This window comes from Streptococcus sp. KHUD_017, assembly GCF_054861245.1.
The window spans coordinates 1,740,653-1,763,874 of sequence record NZ_CM142175.1; the positions used below are offsets into that span (position 1 = coordinate 1,740,653).

Genomic DNA, 23,222 nt, shown 5'->3' on the forward strand with positions numbered 1-23,222 from the left:
TGTCTAGGATATCAAATTTTAAAAAAAAGAACTATCGATAAGATAATTCTTTACATATTTATTAGTTTAGACATGAAAAAGTAACGAAACATTTAAGAAAACGCAATGTAATTTTCAGATTATAATGATCAAAATCAAATATAAAAATAAAAAAAAGGCAATTGCCTCAATTCAAGTATTGACCAATCGGGAAGACAGGATTCGAACCTGCGACACCTTGGTCCCAAACCAAGTACTCTACCAAGCTGAGCTACTTCCCGAATTAAATTGTTAATGCACCCTAGAGGAGTCGAACCTCTAACCGCCTGATTCGTAGTCAGGTACTCTATCCAGTTGAGCTAAGGGTGCTCTTCAATATATGCCGAGGACCGGAATCGAACCGGTACGATCGTTACCAATCGCAGGATTTTAAGTCCTGTGCGTCTGCCAGTTCCGCCACCCCGGCCTCTATAAGCGAACGACGGGATTCGAACCCGCGACCCCCACCTTGGCAAGGTGGTGTTCTACCACTGAACTACGTTCGCATCGACTCTGGTTTATATTAAAAAAAATGCCGGCTACATGACTTGAACACGCGACCCTCTGATTACAAATCAGATGCTCTACCAACTGAGCTAAGCCGGCTGATTTCTATTATGCGGGTTAAGGGACTTGAACCCCCACGCCGTTAAGCGCCAGATCCTAAATCTGGTGCGTCTGCCAATTCCGCCAAACCCGCAAATATGACCCGTACTGGGCTCGAACCAGTGACCCATTGATTAAAAGTCAATTGCTCTACCAACTGAGCTAACGAGTCAAATAACTTTCGTTATTACGGTCCCGACGGGAATCGAACCCGCGATCTTCGCCGTGACAGGGCGACGTGATAACCGCTACACTACGGGACCTATGGGAGTTAACGGGATCGAACCGCTGACCCTCTGCTTGTAAGGCAGATGCTCTCCCAGCTGAGCTAAACTCCCTCGAGCTAAGCGACTTCCATATCTCACAGGGGGCAACCCCCAACTACTTCCGGCGTTCTAGGGCTTAACTTCTGTGTTCGGCATGGGTACAGGTGTATCTCCTAGGCTATCGTCACTTAACTCTGAGTAATACCTACTCAAAATTGAATATCTATCAAATTCCAAGAAAACCTTACGCTTTCGTATTCTCAGTTACTTTGGATAAGTCCTCGAGCTATTAGTATTAGTCCGCTACATGTGTCGCCACACTTCCACTTCTAACCTATCTACCTGATCATCTCTCAGGGCTCTTACTGATATAAAATCATGGGAAATCTCATCTTGAGGTGGGTTTCACACTTAGATGCTTTCAGCGTTTATCCCTTCCCTACATAGCTACCCAGCGATGCCTTTGGCAAGACAACTGGTACACCAGCGGTAAGTCCACTCTGGTCCTCTCGTACTAGGAGCAGATCCTCTCAAATTTCCTACGCCCGCGACGGATAGGGACCGAACTGTCTCACGACGTTCTGAACCCAGCTCGCGTGCCGCTTTAATGGGCGAACAGCCCAACCCTTGGGACCGACTACAGCCCCAGGATGCGACGAGCCGACATCGAGGTGCCAAACCTCCCCGTCGATGTGAACTCTTGGGGGAGATAAGCCTGTTATCCCCAGGGTAGCTTTTATCCGTTGAGCGATGGCCCTTCCATACGGAACCACCGGATCACTAAGCCCGACTTTCGTCCCTGCTCGAGTTGTAGCTCTCGCAGTCAAGCTCCCTTATACCTTTACACTCTGCGAATGATTTCCAACCATTCTGAGGGAACCTTTGGGCGCCTCCGTTACCTTTTAGGAGGCGACCGCCCCAGTCAAACTGCCCGTCAGACACTGTCTCCGATAGGGATCACCTATCCGGGTTAGAGTGGCCATAACACAAGGGTAGTATCCCAACAGCGTCTCCTTCGAAACTGGCGTCCCGATCTCATAGACTCCTACCTATCCTGTACATGTGGTACAGACACTCAATATCAAACTGCAGTAAAGCTCCATGGGGTCTTTCCGTCCTGTCGCGGGTAACCTGCATCTTCACAGGTACTAAAATTTCACCGAGTCTCTCGTTGAGACAGTGCCCAAATCATTACGCCTTTCGTGCGGGTCGGAACTTACCCGACAAGGAATTTCGCTACCTTAGGACCGTTATAGTTACGGCCGCCGTTTACTGGGGCTTCAATTCATACCTTCGGATTACTCCTAAGCACTCCTCTTAACCTTCCAGCACCGGGCAGGCGTCACCCCCTATACATCATCTTACGATTTAGCAGAGAGCTGTGTTTTTGATAAACAGTTGCTTGGGCCTATTCACTGCGGCTGACTTAAAGTCAGCACCCCTTCTCCCGAAGTTACGGGGTCATTTTGCCGAGTTCCTTAACGAGAGTTCTCTCGCTCACCTGAGGCTACTCGCCTCGACTACCTGTGTCGGTTTGCGGTACGGGTAGAGTATGTTTAAACGCTAGAAGCTTTTCTTGGCAGTGTGACGTCACTAACTTCGCTACTAAACTTCGCTCCCCATCACAGCTCAATGTTATAGAATTAAGCATTTAACTCAATTCACACCTCACTGCTTAGACAGACACTTCCAATCGTCTGCTTTAGTTAGCCTACTGCGTCCCTCCATCACTACATACTCTAGTACAGGAATATCAACCTGTTGTCCATCGGATACACCTTTCGGTCTCTCCTTAGGTCCCGACTAACCCAGGGCGGACGAGCCTTCCCCTGGAAACCTTAGTCTTACGGTGGACAGGATTCTCACCTGTCTTTCGCTACTCATACCGGCATTCTCACTTCTATGCGTTCCAGCGCTCCTCACGGTACACCTTCTCCACACATAGAACGCTCTCCTACCATACCTATAAAGGTATCCACAGCTTCGGTAAATTGTTTTAGCCCCGGTACATTTTCGGCGCAGGGTCACTCGACTAGTGAGCTATTACGCACTCTTTGAATGAATAGCTGCTTCTAAGCTAACATCCTAGTTGTCTGTGCAACCCCACATCCTTTTCCACTTAACAATTATTTTGGGACCTTAGCTGGTGGTCTGGGCTGTTTCCCTTTCGACTACGGATCTTAGCACTCGCAGTCTGACTGCCGACCATAATTCATTGGCATTCGGAGTTTATCTGAGATTGGTAATCCGGGATGGACCCCTCACCCAAACAGTGCTCTACCTCCAAGAATCTTGATGTCGACGCTAGCCCTAAAGCTATTTCGGAGAGAACCAGCTATCTCCAAGTTCGTTTGGAATTTCTCCGCTACCCACAAGTCATCCAAGCACTTTTCAACGTGCCCTGGTTCGGTCCTCCAGTGCGTCTTACCGCACCTTCAACCTGCTCATGGGTAGGTCACATGGTTTCGGGTCTACGACATAATACTAAAGCGCCCTATTCAGACTCGGTTTCCCTACGGCTCCGTCTCTTCAACTTAACCTCGCATCATATCGTAACTCGCCGGTTCATTCTACAAAAGGCACGCTCTCACCCATTAACGGGCTCGAACTTGTTGTAGGCACACGGTTTCAGGTTCTATTTCACTCCCCTCCCGGGGTGCTTTTCACCTTTCCCTCACGGTACTGGTTCACTATCGGTCACTAGGGAGTATTTAGGGTTGGGAGATGGTCCTCCCAGATTCCGACGAGATTTCACGTGTCTCGCCGTACTCAGGATACTGCTAGGTACAAAGACTATTTTAAATACGAGGCTCTCACTCTCTTTGGCTGACCTTCCCATGTCATTCTTCTATAGTCTTTGAGTCCACATTGCAGTCCTACAACCCCGAAGAGTAAACTCTTCGGTTTGCCCTCCTGCCGTTTCGCTCGCCGCTACTAAGGCAATCGCTTTTGCTTTCTCTTCCTGCAGCTACTTAGATGTTTCAGTTCACTGCGTCTTCCTCCTCATATCCTTAACAGATATGGGTAACAGGTAGTACCTGTTGGGTTCCCCCATTCGGAAATCCCTGGATCATCGCTTACTTACAGCTACCCAAGGCATATCGTCGTTTGTCACGTCCTTCTTCGGCTCCTAGTGCCAAGGCATCCACCGTGCGCCCTTATTAACTTAACCTTACTTTTTTGACCTTTCAGTCATAAACTCTTATTAATACTACAGCGTTTTCGGTTTATTTTCTTGTTACTATTTGATATAGATATTCAATTTTCAATGTGCATTACTTGGTGATCTCTCACCAATGGAGCCTAGCGGGATCGAACCGCTGACCTCCTGCGTGCAAAGCAGGCGCTCTCCCAGCTGAGCTAAGGCCCCACAAGACCTCTCAAGACTAAACAAGACCAATGTGCATTCCTTATCCTTAGAAAGGAGGTGATCCAGCCGCACCTTCCGATACGGCTACCTTGTTACGACTTCACCCCAATCATCTATCCCACCTTAGGCGGCTGGCTCCTAAAAGGTTACCTCACCGACTTCGGGTGTTACAAACTCTCGTGGTGTGACGGGCGGTGTGTACAAGGCCCGGGAACGTATTCACCGCGGCGTGCTGATCCGCGATTACTAGCGATTCCGACTTCATGTAGGCGAGTTGCAGCCTACAATCCGAACTGAGATTGGCTTTAAGAGATTAGCTTGCCGTCACCGGCTTGCGACTCGTTGTACCAACCATTGTAGCACGTGTGTAGCCCAGGTCATAAGGGGCATGATGATTTGACGTCATCCCCACCTTCCTCCGGTTTATTACCGGCAGTCTCGCTAGAGTGCCCAACTGAATGATGGCAACTAACAATAGGGGTTGCGCTCGTTGCGGGACTTAACCCAACATCTCACGACACGAGCTGACGACAACCATGCACCACCTGTCACCTCTGTCCCGAAGGAAAACTCTATCTCTAGAGCGGTCAGAGGGATGTCAAGACCTGGTAAGGTTCTTCGCGTTGCTTCGAATTAAACCACATGCTCCACCGCTTGTGCGGGCCCCCGTCAATTCCTTTGAGTTTCAACCTTGCGGTCGTACTCCCCAGGCGGAGTGCTTAATGCGTTAGCTACGGCACTAAACCCCGGAAAGGGTCTAACACCTAGCACTCATCGTTTACGGCGTGGACTACCAGGGTATCTAATCCTGTTTGCTCCCCACGCTTTCGAGCCTCAGCGTCAGTTACAAGCCAGAGAGCCGCTTTCGCCACCGGTGTTCCTCCATATATCTACGCATTTCACCGCTACACATGGAATTCCACTCTCCCCTCTTGCACTCAAGTTAAACAGTTTCCAAAGCGTACTATGGTTAAGCCACAGCCTTTAACTTCAGACTTATCTAACCGCCTGCGCTCGCTTTACGCCCAATAAATCCGGACAACGCTCGGGACCTACGTATTACCGCGGCTGCTGGCACGTAGTTAGCCGTCCCTTTCTGGTAAGATACCGTCACAGTGTGAACTTTCCACTCTCACACTCGTTCTTCTCTTACAACAGAGCTTTACGATCCGAAAACCTTCTTCACTCACGCGGCGTTGCTCGGTCAGACTTCCGTCCATTGCCGAAGATTCCCTACTGCTGCCTCCCGTAGGAGTCTGGGCCGTGTCTCAGTCCCAGTGTGGCCGATCACCCTCTCAGGTCGGCTATGTATCGTTGCCTTGGTGAGCCGTTACCTCACCAACTAGCTAATACAACGCAGGTCCATCTGGTAGTGGTGCAATTGCACCTTTCAAGTAGTTATCATGCGATATCTACTGTTATGCGGTATTAGCTATCGTTTCCAATAGTTATCCCCCGCTACCAGGCAGGTTACCTACGCGTTACTCACCCGTTCGCAACTCATCCGGAAAGAGCAAGCTCCTTCCTTCAGCGTTCTACTTGCATGTATTAGGCACGCCGCCAGCGTTCGTCCTGAGCCAGGATCAAACTCTCATTAAAAGTTTGAGTTCTCACTCATTTCTGTCACTGACAGATTTATTGTTTTTTTCATTGTTCAGTACTACAACTTAATGTTATAGTGCCCTGCACATTGGTTCGTCTTGTTCAGTTTTCAAAGGTCTTTGTCGCGCTTACGACAACTATATTAGTATATCACAGTCACTTTTCTCTGTCAACAGGTTTTTTTAACTTTTTTTAAATCCTATTTCCATTAACCGCGATACACCCATAGTCCGTACGGGATTCGAACCCGTGTTACCGCCGTGAAAAGGCGGTGTCTTAACCCCTTGACCAACGGACCTGAGCTTTTTTAACTCTTTCTATTATACCGACTTTTAGATTCTTGTCAAGAACTTGAGCTTATTTTTTTATCTTTTTGGAGAAAAATCTCTTAGTACATGCTTTAGTTCTTTCAACATTGCTTTTCTTCCTTTGAATCGCTCATCAGCCAACAATCGTTCAAATAACTCCAATTTTTCTTTCCCTAATCCTGCTCGATACTCGTTAAGCAATTCTTGTAGTGCGTAAGACTCATCTATCAACAACCCCCCTTCGCCTAATCGATGGCTAATCTCGCTCACTTCTTCATAAGCTTGTCGATCCAATCTTCTTTTATAACTTTCTTGTTTTCGAACTGCATCCAAAATTCGATTTCGAAACTTTGTTTTGAAGTAGGTATAAAATTCCTTATTTTTATTTTCCTTAAAATCAGGGTGATTTTCTAATAAGTCATGTAGGCAAATCATTCCCTCTTGATCCCAATCTTCTTTTTCCCATAAATGAAGGTAGTATTCTTTTCTACACTTATGTACAATAGCTTTTACTTCGTGATAATTCATGTCTAACATAGTCGTTCTCCTTTTCTGCCAATAGTATAGCAAAGGTAGAGACGAATTATGACATTTCTTCTATTTTGTTATTTATCTTGCTTGATTATATTTTTTAGAATTTTTGATATTTCGTTGGGATATCTTTTTAGACTTTTTAGGATATAAAAAGAGACAAGAGTTATGCTCTTGTCTTTTAAAAAATTTATTGGAACAAATCTACAATTGTATCCCAGACGGTTTTTGCCTTTTCTTTAATTTTTGCATCTGAAATAGCTTTTTCTGCTTCATCAATAAGGTTCTGAGCTCTACTTTGGATATCATTTATAGAGTCATTTGACTGCCCTCCACCATTGTCAGCAGACTGATTTGGAACATTTTTAGGAGCAATCCCATTTATTTTATAGGCGTTTTCAACTGTAAATGTACTTCCTGGCGTATATGGAAGAATTGTTTCTGCCATACTTCTAAAAATATGAGCGGCGCCATTTGATGTCGAACCTGCTAGATAATGATTTTCATCGGTTGTCGGGAAACCAAGCCAGTGACTAATGACTACATCTGGCGTATAGCCGATAACCCACTGGTCACTCGTATACACCGGGTTGAAGGCTGCTTCTGTTGTACCTGTTTTCCCGGCCATAACATAATCACCTGGTGATGAACTTATCCCTGTACCGTTTGTGAATGTCCCTAGCATCATACTAGTCATTTTATCCGCTACGGATTTATCTATCACTCGTTTTTGAGAATTCTTATGAGTAGCAATGACTTGCCCACTTGCATTTTCAATACGTGTAATGAAATGTGCTTCAGGCATCAAACCTTCGTTTGCAAATGCTGCATAAGCTTGCGCCATTTGCAGTGGACTAGTTTCCACACCACCACCCAGTGCAACACCCAACACACGATCTACATCGGTTAAGTTAAGCCCGAATCTTTCACCTGATTCAAAAGCCTTTTCAATACCAAGTTCCTTAACCGTGGCTACTGCAGGAAGGTTTAGGGATTCAGCTAAAGCTTGGTACATTGGAACTTCTGGAGATGTTTTGATTCCTGCGTAGTTATCTACCTTGTAATCACCATACTCCATAGTATGATTGTCCAACTCTTTATTTAGAGCCCAACCAGCTTCGACTGCTGGGGTATAGACAACTAAGGGCTTAATAGTTGAACCTGGGCTTCTTTTTGATTGAGTCGCATAGTTGAAATTTCGGAAGCCGGCTTTATCATCTCCTGCTACACGACCAACAACTCCTCGAACTCCTCCTGTTTTTGGCTCTAGAGCAACACTTCCCGACTCAGCATGAGTTCCATCTTCTGCGGTTGGAAAGAGAGCTGTGTTTTCATAAATGACCTGCATATTAGCCTGGTAATTCTGATCTAATTCCGTATATATACGATAGCCGTTGTTCACAATTTCTTCTTCAGTTAAATTATACTTTTCAATTGCTTCATTAACAACAGCATCAAAATAGGATGGATATCGGTAGTCTGAAACTTTACCTTCATAAGCATCTTGCAGTTGAGAGGCCATATCAACACCCGAAGCTTCCGCTTCTTTGTCTTTATCAATATAGCCAGCAGCGACCATGTTTTGTAGAACAGTGTCTCTACGATTAGTAGAATCTTCAATAGAATTCAAAGGGTTATACAATTCCGGCCCTTTGAGCATTCCAGCTAAAGTTGCAGCTTCATCAAGCGTCAGTTGAGAAGCTGAGACCCCGAAGTATTTTTTACTTGCATCTTCAACACCCCAAACTCCATTTCCGAAGTAGGCATTGTTCAAGTACATAGTCAGAATTTCTTTCTTGCTATACTTTTTAGTTAGCTCTAAAGCTAAAAAGAATTCTTTCGCCTTTCTCTGTACAGTCTGATCTTGAGAAAGATAGGCATTCTTCGCCAATTGTTGGGTAATTGTAGAACCACCACCTGAGCGTCCAGCCGTCACTATCGCTAGAAAAAAACGAACATAGTTAATACCATCGTTCTTGTAGAAACTTCTATCTTCTGTAGCAATGACGGCATTTTGTAAGTCTTCACTGATGTCCGAAAGTTCGACATAGGTGCCTTTTTGACCTGACAAGGCGCCTGCTTCTTTTTCCTCTCTGTCAAAAATCAGAGTGCGAGTTTTTAAAGCGTTTTGTAAGTCGGTAACATTTGTCGATTTTGCTAGAGCAAACAAATAGACCCCAACAAACAAGCTGGCACTAAGCCCAAGAATCAAAAAGATTTTTGTCAGGTGATAGCGACGCCAAAATTTTCGAACAGGGCCAATTGCCCCCGCTTTCTTTCGTCCTGCTCTTGAACGCCGTAAATTGCTCGACACACTTTCTTCTTGTTCAATTCCATTCATTTCTGTTTTTTCAATTTCAAATTCTTCTTTTTTAAACAAAGAAAGAAATTTTTCAAATAAGGTATCTAATTTCATGCGTATATTTTATCATCTTCCCCATAGGAAGACAAGAATTTTGCTAGTTCCCCTGTCCAAATAAATTGATTTTTGTTACAATATCAGTATGAAATTTACCTTTACAATCCCCGACTCTCTACCCGAAATGACTGTCAAACATTTTCTAGAAGAACAGCTGTTAATACCTAGAAAAATAAGGCACTTTTTGAGAATCAAAAAACACATCCTCATTAATCAAGAAGAAGTCCACTGGCATCAAACGGTCAAAGCTGGGGATGAATGTCAGTTGATCTTCGATGAGGAGGATTATCCTACAAAAAAAATTCTCTGGGGAAATCCCAAACTTGTCGAAGAAGTCTATCAAGACCAACATTTAATTATCGTCAATAAACCTGAGGGTATGAAGACACATGGAAATCAGCCAGACGAGATAGCTCTTCTCAATCATGTCAGCGCCTATGTCGGCCAAACCTGCTATGTTGTCCATAGACTAGATATGGAAACAAGTGGTCTCGTACTGTTTGCTAAGAATCCATTCATTCTTCCTATCCTTAATCGCTTATTAGAAAAGAAAGAGATTTCTCGAGAATACTGGGCTCTGGTTGATGGAAGATTAGAGGCTAAGGACTTGATCTTCCGAGATAAAATCGGTCGCAATCGCCACGATCGTAGAAAAAGAATTGTGGATCAAAAAAATGGTCAATACGCCGAAACTCATGTAACTCGGTTAAAACAATTTCAAAACAAAACCAGTCTCGTTCGGTGTAGATTAAAAACAGGACGTACTCATCAAATCCGAGTCCACCTATCTCACCACGGACATCCAATCCTCGGGGACCCTCTCTACAACCCACACTCAAAAAACAAGAGGCTGATGCTTCACGCATTTAAACTATCCTTTATCCACCCTCTGACTTTAAATAAATTAAGCTTTACCACTCTCTCAGATACATTTGAAAGAGAATTAAAACAAAATGGATGATAAAATCATCCATTTTGTTAGATACAAAAAGCAAGACCTATTGGTCTTGCTTTTTTGACTCAGAAATTATTTAGCAATTTTTGCGAAGTATTCAAGAGTACGTACAAGTTGTGCAGTGTAAGACATTTCGTTGTCGTACCATGATACAACTTTAACCAATTGTTTACCGTCAACGTCAAGAACTTTAGTTTGAGTTGCGTCAAACAATGAACCGTATGACATACCTACAACGTCTGAAGAAACGATTGGATCTTCAGTGTAACCGTATGATTCGTTAGCAACAGCTTTCATAGCTGCATTTACTTCATCAACAGTAACGTTCTTTTCAAGAACAACTACCAATTCAGTTACTGATCCAGTTGGAGTAGGAACGCGTTGTGCAGCTCCGTCCAATTTACCGTTCAATTCAGGGATAACCAAACCGATTGCTTTAGCAGCACCAGTTGAGTTAGGAACGATGTTAGCAGCACCAGCGCGTGCACGACGAAGGTCACCTTTACGGTGTGGACCGTCAAGGATCATTTGGTCACCAGTGTAAGCGTGGATAGTAGTCATCAATCCTTCTACAACACCGAAGTTATCTTGAAGAGCTTTAGCCATTGGAGCCAAGCAGTTTGTAGTACATGAAGCACCTGAGATAACTGTTTCAGTACCATCAAGAATATCGTGGTTAGTGTTAAATACGACTGTCTTAACATCTGATCCACCAGGAGCAGTGATAACAACTTTCTTAGCACCACCAGCATGCAAGTGTTTTTCAGCAGCTGCTTTAGTAGCAAAGAAGCCAGTTGCTTCAAGAACGATTTCTACACCGTCGTTAGCCCAGTCGATTTGTTCTGGATCACGTTCAGCAGAAACTTTAACGAATTTACCGTTAACTTCGAATCCACCTTCTTTAACTTCCACAGTACCGTCGAAACGACCTTGAGTTGTGTCATATTTCAACAAGTGTGCAAGCATAACTGGATCTGTAAGGTCGTTGATGCGAGTAACTTCAACACCTTCTACATTTTGGATACGACGGAAAGCAAGACGACCGATACGACCGAAACCGTTAATACCAACTTTAACTACCATTAGTGATTTCCTCCTTATGAAAATCATGAAAATTTTATTGTGAAAAGAGTAACTTGAATCACTACAAATCACCTTTCAACAAACCTATTATATAACTATTTTAGTTTTATTGCAAGCGCTGACGTTGATTTTCACTTCAGTTTTCTATTTTCTAGATACACAATTTTATATAGATTCCCTTTGTCAAAAGTCTATCAACATACATCTTTATAGTTATTTACAAAACTTTTTTGTTAAACTTTTAACCTCTTCTATTTTGAAAAACTATAAAAAAGAGACAGGATTACTCCTGCCTCTGACTGATAATCAATTATTTAAGACGTCCTGGTCTTTCTTTGTATCCATAGTAAGCATCTTCGATGATTTCTTGCATATGATCAACCATTGGAAGACGTGGGTTTGCAGGTGAACATTGATCTTCATAAGCAAGGAAGGCCAATTCGCGTGAATGTTCTTTCCATTCTTTCTCGTCAACACCTTGTGCTTTGAAGTTCATTTCGATACCTACGCGCTCACCGAGTTCGTAAACAGCTTTAGCATAAGATGCAACCCCTTCTTCTGGAGTAGAAGCTGGAAGTCCAAGCATACGAGCGATATCTTGATATTTCTCATCTGCACGGTAGTAGTTGTACTTAGGCCATGTAGCTGTCTTAGCTGGACGTGTACCATTGTAACGGATAACGTATGGAAGCAAGATTGCATTTGTACGTCCGTGAACTGTGTGGAATTGTGCACCAATCTTGTGAGCCATTGAGTGAGAAATTCCTAGGAAGGCATTAGCAAAGGCCATACCAGCAATAGTTGAAGCGTTATGCATTTTCTCACGTGAGTGGAAGTCTGCATTCTTAACTGAGCTTTCAAGGTTTTCAAATACGAGTTTGATCGCTTGAAGAGCAAGTCCATCAGTGTAATCGCTAGCCATTTGTGATACGTAAGCTTCAGTTGCGTGAGTCAATACGTCCATACCAGTATCAGCAGCAACAAATCCAGGAACTGTCAATACCAAGGCAGGGTCTACAATTGCCACAGTTGGTGTCAATGAGTAGTCAGCGATTGGGTATTTACGGTTGTTTGCTTTATCAGAGATAACGGCAAATGGAGTTACTTCAGATCCTGTACCAGATGTAGTTGGGATCGCGATGAATTTAGTCTTCTTACCAAGTAATGGGAATTTGAAGGCACGTTTACGGATATCCATGAATTTTTGCACAAGGTCACGGAAGTCCACTTCTGGTTGCTCGTAGAAGAGCCACATTACTTTAGCAGCGTCCATTGGTGATCCACCACCAAGAGCGATGATTGTATCTGGTTTGAAGGAACGCATAATCTCAGTACCACGTTCAACTGTCGTGATATCTGGATCTGGTTCTACATCTGCAAAGATTTGGTAAACAACCTTATTGCGACGAAGGTCAAGTTGTTCGATGATACGATCAAGGAAGCCAAGCTCTACCATAGCGTGGTCAGTAACGATCATGACACGCTCAACGTCACGACATTTTTGAAGGTATTGAATTGAATCACGTTCAAAGTATGTTTTTGAAGGAAGTTTCATCCATTGCATGTTATTTCTCCGTCTTCCGACTTTTTTGATATTCAAGAGGTTAATGGCGCTAACGTTATCCCCAACTGAGTTACGTCCGTAAGAACCACATCCGAGTGTCAATGATGGCAAGAAGGCATTATAAACATCCCCGATACCACCGAAAGTAGAAGGTGAGTTACAGATAACACGAATAGCTTTAACAGCTTTACCAAATTCTTTAGTCAATTCTTCATCAGCAGTATGGATGGCAGCTGAGTGTCCAAGACCGTTAAATTCAACCATTTGACGAGCTTTAGAAATACCGTCTTCACGGCTTTCAGATTTCAAAACTGCGATAACTGGTGACAATTTTTCACGAGTCAACGGCTCTTTTTCGCCAACTTCTTTACATTCTGCAGCAAGAATGTTTGTTCCTTCCGGAACAGTAAATCCTGCTTGTTCTGCGATCCAAGTTGCTGGTTTACCAACGATGTCAGCGTTCAATTTTGCACCAGCACAGTTTTTGCTGTTTGCTTTCACGCCGAAGCAGAACTCTTCAAGAAGAGCTTTTTCTTTTTTGTTTACAAAGTAAGTATGGTAAGATTTGAACTCAGCTACAAATTCATCATAAATTTCTTTATCAATGATAACCGCTTGTTCAGATGCACAGACCATACCGTTATCAAATGATTTAGACATGACGATGTCGTGAGCAGCTTGGCGGATGTTAGCTGATTTTTCAACATAAGCTGGAACGTTTCCGGCACCTACCCCAAGAGCTGGTTTTCCACATGAGTATGCAGCTTTAACCATGGCATTCCCACCTGTTGCAAGGATTGTTGCAACACCTTCGTGGTTCATCAATGCGCTAGTTGCTTCCATAGATGGTTCAGTAATCCACTGTACACAGTTTTCAGGAGCTCCTGCTTTAATCGCTGCATCACGCACGATTTGAGCAGCGTGAGCTGATGATTCTTGAGCTGATGGGTGGAACGCAAAGACAATAGGATTACGAGTCTTCAATGAAATCAAAGCTTTAAAGATTGCTGTTGAAGTAGGGTTTGTTGTTGGAGTGATACCACAAACAACACCAACCGGTTCAGCGATAAGAGTCAATCCTGTTACATCATCTTCTTCGATAACACCAACTGTTTTAGTGTGGCGCATGTTATTTACCACGTGCTCACAAGCAAATAGGTTTTTAGTCGCTTTATCTTCAAATACTCCACGTCCTGTTTCTTCAAAGGCATGTAAAGCCAATTCTCCGTGGGCATCAAGAGCTGCAACTGAAGCTTTTGCTACGATATAATCGACTTGATCTTGGTCAAGTTTACGCATTTCTTCAAGGGCAACCAAAGCTTTTTGCACCAAACCATCAACATGCTTTTCAGCAGCGAGTTTCTTTTCCTCTGGTGTTACAGTTTTTTTATCAGCCATATTTTCCTCCATAGCTTTCAAGGATTGTAAGTCCTTTGTTAATTTTTTCACAATCTTATTATAACTCTTTTTTCAAGATTTGTAAACAGTTTCATAGAAATTTCACAAACTTTTTTTATTTCCTTGTGAAAATATTTTTGTACATGCCTACACATGCACTTTTACACTTCCACTTTGTGAATAATTCAATAAAACTTTTATTTTTCACAAATTCCATTGTAAAAAGGTATTGTAAAGCATCTCAATTTCCATGTAAGCGCTTTCCGTTTACGCAGTATAATACCCCCTCTAAGAGGAGGTTATTGTGCTTGTTGGAAGAGCCCTTGTTTAAAGTCACCTTCATAGACAACTTCTTGCTCTGTAGTCAGTTTTCCTTTTCCTTCAGCTTGGCCATTAACAAAGTCACCTTCATAAACCCAGCCTTCTTTAGCTTGGTAGGTTCCTTTACCGCTAAATGCTCCATTTTTAAATTCACCAGTATAAGTGTCGCCATTAGAGAAGGTCATTGTGCCTTTGCCATTCATCTTCCCACGAACAATACTTCCATCATATACAAGTGAATCGCCATCCAGTTTTAAAACTCCTTGCTTAGGCATATTCCCTACAAATACAAATATAGCACAAAGAGCTATGACTACTACTGTTGCAATTTCCAAACGAGGACGCGTTATATAGACACTGTACTTATCATAGAATTTTTTTAAATCATCCATTTTTTGCCTCATTTTCTAAACGTGTTAGCCAAGCTTGGCAACCAGTTAAAACTCGATCGTAAGTTTCATCAAAATCACCTGTATACCATGGGTCAGGAACACCCTCAGAAGCAAATGCCTCTAGCTTGTGTTGTTGGTCTTGAGGACACATTCGAGTCAAATCTAGAAGATTGGACTCGTCCATTCCAATGACATAATCAAAATATTCAAAATCATCCTTAGAAATTTGCTGTGATGTTTTTGATGAATCGTAAGGAATCTCGTGAGCTTTAAAAATTTTCTGAGTTCCTTTGTGAATTGGATTTCCATGTTCCCAAGAAGAAGTTGCTCTACTTTCAATCTCATAATCATCGGTTAAAGACTTCATAACAAATTCTGCCATAGGACTTCGGCAAATATTACCAAGGCAAACAAAAACAATCTTTTTCATCATTATTCCCCATCTTCATAGAAAAAGGGGTATGAGATCCACCCCGTTTTATTCTTCAATCGCGCTTTCACCATCAACAACTGCACCTTCAGGTGTGACAGCTTCTTTAACTGGCAAAACTGTTCTAATTGCACTTAATTCGAAAGTCAAGTATACTCCGTCTACATCAAGTACAATCGTTTTGTTTTCAGTATCAACTTCGTCGACTGTACCGTAGAGACCACCAATAGTGATTACTTCGTAGCCTTTTTGAAGTTTGTTGAGGCTCTCCATACGTTTTTCAGCTTGTTTCTTTTGAGAACGTTGCATGAAGAACATCAAGGCAAACATCAAAACAAGCATAATCAAGAATGTTAAATTTCCACCCATTATTTTTTCTCCTTTGTAATTCAGATAAAACTACTATATCAAATTTCACTATTTTTTACAAGATTGCACCTTAGTTTTAGGTCAATAAAAAACCAGAGCAAAGCTCTGATTTTTCTTATTTCAAGTTGTTTACAAGTTCTACTAAGTTTTCAACTGTAAATCCATACTCTGCTAACACTTTTGAAGCTGGGGCAGATGCTCCAAAGGTATCAATACCGAGAACTGCTCCATCAAGACCAACGTATTTGTACCAGTTTTGAGTCGCTCCCATTTCAACCGCCACACGGCGACGAACTGCATTTGGTAGGATTTCTTCTTTGTATGTAGCATCTTGTGCATCAAAGACATCCGTAGATGGCATGCTGACTACGCGAACTTTTCCACCTTGACTTACCAATTCTTTAGCAGCTGAAACAGCCAGATTAACCTCTGAACCTGTTGCAATCAAAATAGTGTCAAAGTCTGTAGCATTTTCATAGACAACATAAGCACCTTTCGCAACCTTATCAAAGTTTGTTCCTTCCTCAACAGTCAAGTTTTGACGAGTCAAGACGAGGGCAGTTGGTGTTTTTTCACTCTTCACTGCTTGATACCAAGCTGCTTGAGTTTCACGCGCATCTGCTGGACGGAAAACATTAAGGTTTGGAATCGCACGAAGTCCTGCCAAGTGCTCAATCGGTTCGTGAGTTGGCCCATCTTCACCAACTGCGATTGAATCGTGAGTAAAGACATAGGTTACAGGAAGACCTTGTAGAGCTGACAAACGAACTGCTGCTTTAAGGTAGTCTGAGAATACGAAGAAAGTTCCACCGTAAACTCGAAGTCCACCGTGAAGAGCCATTCCGTTCAAAACTGTACCCATTGCAAATTCACGAACACCAAATTGGATATTACGGTTCAAGCGATTTGCATCGTCCTGAAGTCCGTCAGTTTTGATGTAAGTCATATTTGAATGAGCAAGGTCAGCTGATCCACCAAGGAAGGTTGGCAATTTAGCAGCGACTACATTTAAAGCATCCTGACTTGAGTTACGAGTTGCTTGAGAGAAGCCATTTTCTATAGCTGGGAAGTCTTCTGGAGTCAATTCAACTGGATCGCGTCCTTCGATGATGGCGTCCACTTCTTCAGCCAATTCTGGGTAAGCTTCTTTATAGTCTGCAACTAGTTTTGTCCATGCTTCATATGCTGATGCACCTCGATCTGCAACATTTTCTTTGAAATCAGCATAAACTTCTGCTGGGATTTCAAATGGTTCGTAGTCCCAACCAAGGGCTTGACGAGTTGCAGCAGTTTCGTCTGCACCAAGAGGAGCACCGTGTACGGCATTAGTTCCTTGTTTGTTTGGCGAACCATAACCAATAACAGTTTTTACTTCAATCAAAGATGGTTTCCCTGAAGCCTTAGCTTCTTCAATAGCTGCTTGAATAGCTTCTAAGTCTGTCCCATCTTCAACCAAGGCTGTATGCCAACCGTAAGCATTGTAACGATCGCGAACACTCTCTGTGAATGAATCTTTTGTCTCACCGTCCAAATTGATATCATTTGAATCATAGAGAACAACCAATTTATCAAGTTTCTGCAAACCTGCATAAGAAGCAGCTTCACTTGATACACCTTCCATCAAGTCACCATCTCCACAGATAACATATGTGTAGTGATCAAAGATGTTATAACCTTCGCGGTTATATTTGGCTGCAAGGAAACGTTCTGCTTGTGCAAAACCTGTCGCAGTCGCAATCCCTTGTCCTAGAGGGCCTGTTGTTGCATCAACCCCTGCTGTATGACCAAATTCTGGGTGACCTGGAGTTTTAGAGCCCCATTGACGGAAGTTCTTCACTTCAACCATGCTCACATCTTCAAATCCAGAAAGGTGAAGAAGGGCATAGAGAAGCATTGATCCGTGACCAGCTGAAAGAATGAAACGGTCGCGGTTGATCCAGTTTGGTTGAGCTGGATTGATACGAAGTTCTTTAGTGAAAAGGCTGTAAGCCATCGGAGCTGCACCCATAACCACTCCTGGGTGACCTGAATTAGCTTTATTAATAGCGTCAATACCTAAGAAACGAATAGCATTAACAGATAGATTTGACATAGAATTTCCTTTCTATTTAAGGTGATAAGTTTATCACATATCCTATTCTACTATTATATGAAAAAACAGATAGAATAGCAATAAAACAATTTACTATAAAATGACTCAGCCGATTATACTAAACTCTAGTCACTTGATAGTAAGGTGATAGTTTTTCAAAACCTCTATCAAGTTTATCTAGAACCTTATCTATAGTATCTTCATCGGCTACTGGAATATCAACTTTTACTAAAACCTTACGAATCTCCTGATTGGATAATTGTTGTCTTAAAAGTTGTCTATTCTCCTCAGTAGCTTGTACTCTATAGCTTTCATCGTTTTTCTGAACCCAATAATAGATTCCATCAACCACTGGGATATCCAATATTTTAGCCTGTTTTGACAAGGTAGTCTCATCTTTCTTTCTCTCTACAAAGCTGACTTCTATAGAGATTCCCCAATTATTCTGATTTCCATACAAACGAAGAGCCATCATGGGCTCTGTTACATACCCCTCTCTCTGTATATAAACCCAGAAATGTGGTCGTAATCTCTGCGCTTGATTCATCCATTGACTGGTTGGGTGTAAATTCCAATCGGAATGCCTAGCTTGAAAACATTCCGCTAGGTGAGTAAATGCCTTTCGCGCTTCCTGCCCTTTTTGACGCAGGTCTAGCATTTTATCCTTTTCAGCTCCTGCTTTTTCAGGATTCCGGTACTGTTCCCCTTGATAAGCAAGATAGTCCTTGATTTCTTTCATTTGCTTCCTTCTTTAGTTAGAAAAAAATCAGGTTTCCCTGATTTTTCATTTTTATTCTGTGTCAACTACAACGTAACGATTTGGTTCGTCACCTTCAGAGTAGCTAGTAACACCTTCCATTCGTGAGATGATACGATGGATAATTTTGCGCTCGCTGCTTGACATTGGATCTGTCATCTGACTACGGCCTTCTTCCAAGACACGTGTAGCTAATTTTTGAGCATAACTCTGTAACACTTCTGCACGATGTTCTACATAATCATTCACGTTGATAGTAATGTAGAAAGTTTTTGAATAACGATTGTAGAGGTAATTTTGTGCCAAAAGTTGAAGGGATTTCAAAACCTTACCATGGTAACCAATGATACGGCCTGGCTCATTTGTATCAATTTGCATGTTGATAGAGCGACGGTTAGAGGTGCTAGAAATAGTTCCCTCAACATCCATATCATCGATGATTGCTTGAACATAATTGGTTACTTCTTCAACAACCTTTTCGGTGTCGTATGTTGGCTCGACTTTCAAACCAAGATTTTCTAAGTCGCTGCCTTTTTCAGGCTCAACTTCATCTTGAGTTTCTTCAGGTTGCAATTCTTTTAAAACTTCAATATGGCCTGTTTCTTCTAAAATCGTGCTGGCTTCTTTATCATTCTTAAGAATTTCAGCCTTGACTTCTTCAGAAATTTCTTGGCCTTCTTCTTCAATTTTCTTGATAGCAGCAACTACATGTCCCAAATCAACGGTTGCTTCACTGACTGTTTTAACTGGATCATTTTGATCATTAATTTCTTTTGGAACACCTTTGATCGCCTGCTGATTTGCTTTTACAACAGTTGTTTCACTGATTGCTTCGATATCAACTTGAGCTGGTTTTGTACCAAAAAGTCCAAAAAATCCCTTTTTTTCTCTCGAGACAACTTTGATATGAGCTTTCATTCTCGGAATATTTAATTCATTCAATCCCTTTTGGATTGCTTCTTCAACTGTTGAACCTGTAAATAATACCATTATCAGATTTCTCCTTACTTTTTCTTTTTCTGTGCTTTCTTTTGAGCTTTTCTTTTCTTAACTTCTAAATCCTTCTTAGCTTGCACATCTGCTTCACGCTCTGCAATGATTTTGAAGGGGTTGTTCAAAAGGTAAGTTTGCAACACTTGATAAGCATTTGAAACCGCCCAGTAAAGAGCGACACCACTTGGAGCAGATATTGCAAAAAAGAAGATTATAACAGGCATCCCATACATCATACCTGTCATTGCACCATTTTTCTCAGGCAAAGCTTTATTTGAAAGCCAGCTACTGAGGAAGGTGAATAGGGCAGCTAAAATAGGTAGTACGAAAGTGGTATCAGCTCCACCTAAATTGAACCATAAAAAGTGGCCTGTCTTCAAAAAATCTACGTTTGATAAAGCTTGGAAAAGAGCCAATAGAATTGGCATTTGAATCAAAAGCGGCCAGAAGGATGCGGATTGCTTAACGCCTAATTCTTTAAATAATTTACGTGTTTCCTGATCTAGCTTAGTACGACTTTCCATGTCGCGACCTGGATAACGTTCGCGCAATTCTTTGATAAGAGGTTGCGCCTCTTGCATTTTTCTGGAAGCCACCATTTGTGTTTGAAAGACTGGTAACAGTATTGTTCTAATCAAGACTGTGAACAGAATAATCCCTAAACCAATGCTGACATCAAATGACAAAAATCGAATAATTTCAGCAAAAAAATAAACAAGTTTACTCCAAAAGTCTGCAGAATCTGCAGACACTTCACTAGTTGCACAAGCAGTCATTACCAACAAGGACAAACCTAACAAACTAGTCAATTGTAATTTCTTCTTCACTCTTATTTCCTTCCTGGTAAATCTTTGCTAATCTCAAAACATGAAGTAAGTTTTTTTCAATTTCTGCATATTCTAATAGTTCAACGCCTTTTCGAGCAATCACAACAAAATCGACATTATCAACAAGTTGATTACTATTTTGAATGAGAACATGCCGGATTCTTCTCTTGATTTGGTTTCTTGTCACAGCATTTCCTAATTTTTTACTGACTGACAAACCTACTCGAAAATGTGTTTCATTGTTTTCTAATCGATAAATAACAAATTTTCGATTAGCTACACTTGCTCCCTTTTTAAATATGGCGTCGAAATCTTTCTCTTTTTTTACACGAAAGCTTTTTCTCAAAAATTCTACTCCATCTAATAAAACTACTACTATTATACCATAATTTTTCAAAAAGCCAATCATGGCAAGGTTTTAGGCTGGTTTGACTTCGAAAAAAGTAGCCATTCTTAAAAAATTTGATCAGAATCAATGAAATTTTACTAGTTTTATTAGAGAATACAAAACAAAAGCCACTCTTACGAGCGACTTTTGTAGGAGATTATTATGAAAAAGTTTAGGATTTCTATTAAATAAAGTTAGGAGGTCTTTATTTAATGATTAGAGTATACACACCTATCCTTAAATTGAACTTAAATCATTTTATTTTTTTATTAATTTTTAAAACTATGAATTGGAGCTGGAATCTGTCCTCCACGAGCAATGAAATCAGCCGAAGAAGCTCCATTGACTTTCATAACTGGGGCAGTTCCTAGCAAGCCACCAAACTCTATCATATCGCCTTCTTTACCCTTTGGAATGATACGGACAGCTGTGGTTTTCATATTAATAACACCAATTGCTGCCTCATCCGCAATCATAGCCGCAATGGTTTCGGCAGGTGTATCTTCAGGGATAGCAATCATATCCAACCCAACTGAACAGATAGCCGTCATGGCTTCTAGCTTTTCAAGATTGAGAGAACCATTTTGCACTGCCGCAATCATCCCCTCGTCCTCAGAAACTGGGATAAAAGCACCTGACAGACCACCGACTTGGTTGCAGGCCATCACTCCGCCCTTTTTCACCTGATCATTTAAAAGAGCTAGAGCAGCAGTTGTTCCATGTGTTCCAACTGTTTCCAATCCCATTTCCTCGAGGACACGAGCCACTGAGTCACCAACTGCTGGAGTCGGCGCTAAACTTAAATCAACGATACCAAAATCAACACCTAGTCTTTCACTGGCCATCTGTCCAACTAATTGACCAATCCGAGTAATCTTGAAAGCTGTCTTCTTAACAGTCTCAGCTACTACATCAAAGCTTTGGCCACGAACTTTTTCTAAAGCACGTTTGACTACACCAGGACCTGACACACCAACATTAATAATAACATCAGCTTCGCCAACACCATGAAAGGCTCCCGCCATAAAGGGATTGTCTTCGACCGCATTGGCAAAAACGACTAATTTAGCAGCACCCATATCCGAAAGACTAGCAGTTTCCTTAATGATTCGTCCCATATCGGCAACTGCGGTCATATTGATTCCTGACTTGGTTGAACCGATATTAACAGACGAGCACACTTTGTCTGTCTCAGCTAAAGCACGAGGAATCGAGTTGATGAGGATTTCATCACCTTTTTGATAGCCTTTCTGTACCAAAGCAGAAAAGCCACCGATAAAGTCAACACCAATTTTTTTAGCAGCTCTGTCGAGAGCTTTAGCTAAAGGTACATAGTCCGTTGCATCTGTTGCAGCACCAATTAATGAGATTGGTGTTACCGATACACGTTTATTGACAATAGGAATACCTAACTCAGCAGCAATTTCATCACCGACAGCAACTAAATTTGCCGCCTTAGTCGTAATTTTTTCATATATTTTATCTGCAGCCTTATCAATATCTGAATCAATACAATCAAGTAGAGAGATTCCCATGGTAATTGTTCTGATATCAAAATTCTGCTCCTCAATCATTGCGATTGTTTCGGTAACTTGTCTAATATCCATAAGCACCTCCTAGATATTGTACATAGCATCGAAAATAGCCGCGCTCTGAATATTGATTTTGACATTCAAGGTCTGGCCAAAGGCTTCAAACTCATTTCTTAGTCGAGTAAAATCATGTTTTTCATCACTGGATACTACAGCCATCATGGTAAAGAACTCATCCAAGACAGTTTGTGAAATATCATCAATATTTAATCCTAATTCAGCAATCTTAGTCGCAACACCTGCAACAATACCACCCTTATCTTTTCCAACAACAGTTATAATAGCTTTCATATTGGTCCTCCATCTTTGAAATCATAGAAAAATAACCATATCTATATTTTTCTTTTTTCTCAGTATAGCACATTTACTTCAAAAAAACTAAAAAACGCCTGCTTACGAAATTGTTCTTAAAAGAAAAACAATTTCGTAAACAAGCGTCTACCCTACCATCTTATGATGAGTGTTCCCGCTAGGACAAAAGTCCTAGCGGTAGACCAGAGCTAGACTAAGAGCACAGGGCTCCATCATCATAACACTCAACAAAATTGATGATTTTATACTAATTCGATAATCGCCATTGGCGCTGCATCACCACGACGTGGTTCAGTTTTAAGGATACGAGTGTATCCACCGTTACGTTCTGCGTAACGAGGTGCGATTTCTGAGAACAATTTTTGAAGTGCTGTAGTAGAAGTGTACTTATCAGTTGCTTCATCATAGTTTTCAGATGCGATTTCATTACGTACGAAAGCAGCAGCTTGACGACGTGCATGCAAATCACCACGTTTACCTAGAGTAATCATTTTTTCAACAGTTTTACGGATTTCTTTAGCACGAGCTTCAGTTGTCACGATTGATTCGTTGATCAAAAGGTCAGTTGTCAAATCGCGAAGCATTGCTTTACGTTGTGAGCTAGTGCGTCCTAGTTTACGGTAAGCCAT

General features: G+C 41.8%; 16 protein-coding genes, 11 tRNA genes and 3 rRNA genes. 1 reads left to right on the top strand and 29 read right to left on the bottom strand.

The annotated features are described in order from the left end of the window. Positions 1–186: 186 nt before the first annotated feature. From ACVAMZ_RS08675 to pbp2a, 16 genes are all read right to left on the bottom strand, one after another. Positions 187–260, bottom strand: a tRNA-Pro gene (locus ACVAMZ_RS08675). A gap of 14 nt (positions 261–274) precedes the next feature. Beyond that, positions 275–348: transfer RNA gene (locus ACVAMZ_RS08680), tRNA-Arg, on the bottom strand. 11 nt (positions 349–359) lie between these two features. Continuing rightward, a tRNA-Leu gene (locus ACVAMZ_RS08685) sits at positions 360–445 on the bottom strand. A 7-nt stretch (positions 446–452) separates the two neighbouring features. Further along, a tRNA-Gly gene (locus ACVAMZ_RS08690) sits at positions 453–524 on the bottom strand. 27 nt (positions 525–551) lie between these two features. Next, positions 552–624: transfer RNA gene (locus tag ACVAMZ_RS08695), tRNA-Thr, on the bottom strand. Between the two features lie 12 nt (positions 625–636). After that, positions 637–718: transfer RNA gene (locus tag ACVAMZ_RS08700), tRNA-Leu, on the bottom strand. A 5-nt stretch (positions 719–723) separates the two neighbouring features. Further along, positions 724–796: transfer RNA gene (locus ACVAMZ_RS08705), tRNA-Lys, on the bottom strand. An 18-nt stretch (positions 797–814) separates the two neighbouring features. Continuing rightward, positions 815–887, bottom strand: a tRNA-Asp gene (locus ACVAMZ_RS08710). Between the two features lie 2 nt (positions 888–889). After that, positions 890–962 (bottom strand) — tRNA-Val (locus ACVAMZ_RS08715). A 4-nt stretch (positions 963–966) separates the two neighbouring features. After that, positions 967–1,082, bottom strand: a 5S ribosomal RNA gene (gene rrf, locus ACVAMZ_RS08720). Between the two features lie 77 nt (positions 1,083–1,159). Beyond that, positions 1,160–4,062 (bottom strand): 23S ribosomal RNA (locus tag ACVAMZ_RS08725). A gap of 125 nt (positions 4,063–4,187) precedes the next feature. Beyond that, positions 4,188–4,260 (bottom strand) — tRNA-Ala (locus tag ACVAMZ_RS08730). A 50-nt stretch (positions 4,261–4,310) separates the two neighbouring features. Continuing rightward, positions 4,311–5,859: ribosomal RNA gene (locus ACVAMZ_RS08735) — 16S ribosomal RNA — on the bottom strand. Together the 16S, 23S and 5S rRNA genes with 11 tRNA genes alongside form the textbook arrangement of a ribosomal RNA operon. A gap of 229 nt (positions 5,860–6,088) precedes the next feature. Beyond that, positions 6,089–6,160, bottom strand: a tRNA-Glu gene (locus tag ACVAMZ_RS08740). 67 nt (positions 6,161–6,227) lie between these two features. Beyond that, entirely contained in the window at positions 6,228–6,707 is a 480-nt protein-coding gene (locus ACVAMZ_RS08745) for a sigma factor (RefSeq protein ID WP_004251150.1), read from the bottom strand. A 184-nt stretch (positions 6,708–6,891) separates the two neighbouring features. Continuing rightward, entirely contained in the window at positions 6,892–9,117 is a 2,226-nt protein-coding gene (pbp2a, locus tag ACVAMZ_RS08750; protein WP_461684614.1) for a penicillin-binding protein PBP2A, read from the bottom strand. An 88-nt stretch (positions 9,118–9,205) separates the two neighbouring features. Between pbp2a and ACVAMZ_RS08755 the strand changes: the two genes are divergently transcribed. Continuing rightward, positions 9,206–10,081: an RluA family pseudouridine synthase gene (locus ACVAMZ_RS08755; protein WP_461684615.1), complete on the top strand. Its 876-nt coding sequence runs from the start codon at positions 9,206–9,208 to the stop codon at positions 10,079–10,081. Positions 10,082–10,147: 66 nt separating this feature from the next. Here ACVAMZ_RS08755 and gap read toward each other — a convergent pair whose 3' ends face one another. The 13 genes from gap to rplQ form a co-directional block, all read right to left on the bottom strand. Further along, the gene (gene gap, locus ACVAMZ_RS08760) at positions 10,148–11,158 is read right to left on the bottom strand and encodes a type I glyceraldehyde-3-phosphate dehydrogenase (RefSeq protein WP_006154814.1); all 1,011 of its coding nucleotides are present in this window, start codon (positions 11,156–11,158) and stop codon (positions 10,148–10,150) included. Between the two features lie 310 nt (positions 11,159–11,468). Further along, a complete protein-coding gene (gene adhE, locus ACVAMZ_RS08765; RefSeq protein ID WP_461684616.1) occupies positions 11,469–14,120 on the bottom strand; it encodes a bifunctional acetaldehyde-CoA/alcohol dehydrogenase in 2,652 nt (883 codons plus the stop codon). A 299-nt stretch (positions 14,121–14,419) separates the two neighbouring features. After that, complete coding sequence (locus ACVAMZ_RS08770) at positions 14,420–14,833, bottom strand: MORN repeat-containing protein (protein WP_247922258.1); 414 nt, start codon at positions 14,831–14,833, stop codon at positions 14,420–14,422. Beyond that, positions 14,826–15,263 carry a low molecular weight protein-tyrosine-phosphatase gene (locus tag ACVAMZ_RS08775; RefSeq protein ID WP_461684617.1) on the bottom strand — a complete coding sequence of 146 codons (438 nt, stop codon included), beginning with the start codon at positions 15,261–15,263 and terminating at the stop codon, positions 14,826–14,828. Before ACVAMZ_RS08775 ends, ACVAMZ_RS08770 begins: the two co-directional genes overlap by 8 nt. Before the next feature lie 48 nt (positions 15,264–15,311). Beyond that, complete coding sequence (yajC, locus tag ACVAMZ_RS08780) at positions 15,312–15,632, bottom strand: preprotein translocase subunit YajC (protein WP_247922259.1); 321 nt, start codon at positions 15,630–15,632, stop codon at positions 15,312–15,314. 115 nt (positions 15,633–15,747) lie between these two features. After that, the gene (gene tkt / locus ACVAMZ_RS08785; protein ID WP_247922260.1) at positions 15,748–17,724 is read right to left on the bottom strand and encodes a transketolase; all 1,977 of its coding nucleotides are present in this window, start codon (positions 17,722–17,724) and stop codon (positions 15,748–15,750) included. A 118-nt stretch (positions 17,725–17,842) separates the two neighbouring features. Beyond that, entirely contained in the window at positions 17,843–18,463 is a 621-nt protein-coding gene (locus ACVAMZ_RS08790; protein WP_247922261.1) for a ribonuclease P, read from the bottom strand. A 51-nt stretch (positions 18,464–18,514) separates the two neighbouring features. Beyond that, positions 18,515–19,471, bottom strand: a complete 957-nt coding sequence (gene jag / locus ACVAMZ_RS08795; RefSeq protein ID WP_074324785.1) for an RNA-binding cell elongation regulator Jag/EloR — start codon at positions 19,469–19,471, stop codon at positions 18,515–18,517. 14 nt (positions 19,472–19,485) lie between these two features. Continuing rightward, positions 19,486–20,301, bottom strand: coding sequence for a YidC/Oxa1 family membrane protein insertase (locus ACVAMZ_RS08800; RefSeq protein ID WP_461684618.1), 816 nt, complete (start codon positions 20,299–20,301; stop codon positions 19,486–19,488). Then, a complete protein-coding gene (rnpA, locus tag ACVAMZ_RS08805) occupies positions 20,276–20,647 on the bottom strand; it encodes a ribonuclease P protein component (protein ID WP_025169334.1) in 372 nt (123 codons plus the stop codon). Before rnpA ends, ACVAMZ_RS08800 begins: the two co-directional genes overlap by 26 nt. 311 nt (positions 20,648–20,958) lie before the next feature. Then, the gene (locus tag ACVAMZ_RS08810) at positions 20,959–22,296 is read right to left on the bottom strand and encodes a PFL family protein (protein WP_461684619.1); all 1,338 of its coding nucleotides are present in this window, start codon (positions 22,294–22,296) and stop codon (positions 20,959–20,961) included. 9 nt (positions 22,297–22,305) lie between these two features. After that, positions 22,306–22,572 (bottom strand): ACT domain-containing protein, encoded by a 267-nt coding sequence (locus ACVAMZ_RS08815; RefSeq protein ID WP_461684620.1) that lies wholly within the window; start codon positions 22,570–22,572, stop codon positions 22,306–22,308. A gap of 263 nt (positions 22,573–22,835) precedes the next feature. After that, the gene (gene rplQ, locus ACVAMZ_RS08820; protein ID WP_000331493.1) at positions 22,836–23,222 is read right to left on the bottom strand and encodes a 50S ribosomal protein L17; all 387 of its coding nucleotides are present in this window, start codon (positions 23,220–23,222) and stop codon (positions 22,836–22,838) included.

Bases quoted from the DNA above. Each gene is read 5' to 3' on its own strand.
- ACVAMZ_RS08775 (WP_461684617.1), bottom strand. From the start codon at position 15,263: ATGAAAAAGATTGTTTTTGTTTGCCTTGGTAATATTTGCCGAAGTCCT.
- ACVAMZ_RS08770 (WP_247922258.1), bottom strand. From the start codon at position 14,833: ATGGATGATTTAAAAAAATTCTATGATAAGTACAGTGTCTATATAACG.
- adhE (WP_461684616.1), bottom strand. From the start codon at position 14,120: ATGGCTGATAAAAAAACTGTAACACCAGAGGAAAAGAAACTCGCTGCT.
- yajC (WP_247922259.1), bottom strand. From the start codon at position 15,632: ATGGGTGGAAATTTAACATTCTTGATTATGCTTGTTTTGATGTTTGCC.
- rplQ (WP_000331493.1), bottom strand. From the start codon at position 23,222: ATGGCTTACCGTAAACTAGGACGCACTAGCTCACAACGTAAAGCAATG.
- pbp2a (WP_461684614.1), bottom strand. From the start codon at position 9,117: ATGAAATTAGATACCTTATTTGAAAAATTTCTTTCTTTGTTTAAAAAA.
- ACVAMZ_RS08790 (WP_247922261.1), bottom strand. From the start codon at position 18,463: ATGAAAGAAATCAAGGACTATCTTGCTTATCAAGGGGAACAGTACCGG.
- tkt (WP_247922260.1), bottom strand. From the start codon at position 17,724: ATGTCAAATCTATCTGTTAATGCTATTCGTTTCTTAGGTATTGACGCT.
- ACVAMZ_RS08755 (WP_461684615.1), top strand. From the start codon at position 9,206: ATGAAATTTACCTTTACAATCCCCGACTCTCTACCCGAAATGACTGTC.
- ACVAMZ_RS08810 (WP_461684619.1), bottom strand. From the start codon at position 22,296: ATGGATATTAGACAAGTTACCGAAACAATCGCAATGATTGAGGAGCAG.
- jag (WP_074324785.1), bottom strand. From the start codon at position 19,471: ATGGTATTATTTACAGGTTCAACAGTTGAAGAAGCAATCCAAAAGGGA.
- ACVAMZ_RS08745 (WP_004251150.1), bottom strand. From the start codon at position 6,707: ATGTTAGACATGAATTATCACGAAGTAAAAGCTATTGTACATAAGTGT.
- ACVAMZ_RS08815 (WP_461684620.1), bottom strand. From the start codon at position 22,572: ATGAAAGCTATTATAACTGTTGTTGGAAAAGATAAGGGTGGTATTGTT.
- gap (WP_006154814.1), bottom strand. From the start codon at position 11,158: ATGGTAGTTAAAGTTGGTATTAACGGTTTCGGTCGTATCGGTCGTCTT.